This window comes from Ruegeria sp. ANG-S4 (genome assembly GCF_000814005.1).
Classification (GTDB): domain Bacteria; phylum Pseudomonadota; class Alphaproteobacteria; order Rhodobacterales; family Rhodobacteraceae; genus Ruegeria.
The window spans coordinates 1-816 of record NZ_JWLK01000020.1 but is presented as its reverse complement, the minus strand read 5'-3'; the positions used below and the strand labels follow the sequence as shown (position 1 = coordinate 816).

The 816-nt window shown below is 64.0% G+C and carries 2 protein-coding genes; one reads left to right on the top strand and one right to left on the bottom strand.

Translation table 11 applies throughout. The features are described 5' to 3' along the window. On the bottom strand, nt 1-191 hold a 191-nt coding region (locus RA28_RS22105; protein WP_039533505.1), incomplete at its 3' end, for a hypothetical protein. A gap of 146 nt (nt 192-337) precedes the next feature. On the opposite strand from RA28_RS22105, the gene RA28_RS22920 reads away from it, so the two are divergent. Continuing rightward, entirely contained in the window at nt 338-589 is a 252-nt protein-coding gene (locus RA28_RS22920) for a hypothetical protein (protein ID WP_193747452.1), read from the top strand. Nucleotides 590-816 lie beyond the last annotated feature (227 nt).

The window sequence follows — 816 nt, the reverse complement described above, 5'->3', positions numbered from 1 at the left end:
GTCGGCAGGATCGGCTCAGGGTTGACCCACTCTTTGCCGTCATAGGTCGCGCCAGCGATCACCCAGTCAGGGCATGGCACAAACTTGGTGGCCAGTTCAGCCACATGCACATCAGCCGGAGTGATGTTCAGGCCACCATCGTTCCACACTTCCGTCACGCGACCTTTAATCAGTCTTGCGTAGTAATTCATCCCAATACCTCCACAATCACGGCCCCCGGGCCCCCTCTGCCGGTGTTGGTGTTGTAACCACCACCGCCCCCTGCGCCAATGCCTCCGCGCTGTACTGCGGCAGTTCCGCCACGGTTGGAGCATGACCCACCGCCGATATTGGCCTGATGAGCCGCATGACTTGTGCCCTGGCCCACTCGGCTATAGACAGAGAGATAGTTGCTGCCACCGATCGCCTGAAGCGTGAGCTCCGCATCCAGCGGCAAATCGTGCGGGGTGATCCCCAACCCCCAGCCATCGTCGTACAGCAGGGGGCGAAGCCCATCGACCCAAGAGCCACCCACACCACCCGCATTCGGGATGTTCGCGTTGTCCAGCCCATTGCCACCGGCGCCACCGACGCCGTAACGATGGCCTGAAGCACCGCCACCGATAACACTTCGGTCGCCAGTAAAGGCGGCGCTGGCGGAACCGGTATCGGCGGCACCATCAACAAAGCGGGGGGTGCCGGGGGTAACGCCTTTTTCGCTGCATCTGGTGGTGGCGGCGGTGGGGGGGCGTTCAGGCCCTCGTTACTGCGTCGGTGGCGGCGGGGGCCATGGGCGGGGCAAAGCGAACATCCCGAAAGCGGGGGGGGGGGGTGGGC

Bases quoted from the DNA above. Each gene is read 5' to 3' on its own strand.
- RA28_RS22920 (WP_193747452.1), top strand. From the start codon at position 338: ATGAGCCGCATGACTTGTGCCCTGGCCCACTCGGCTATAGACAGAGAG.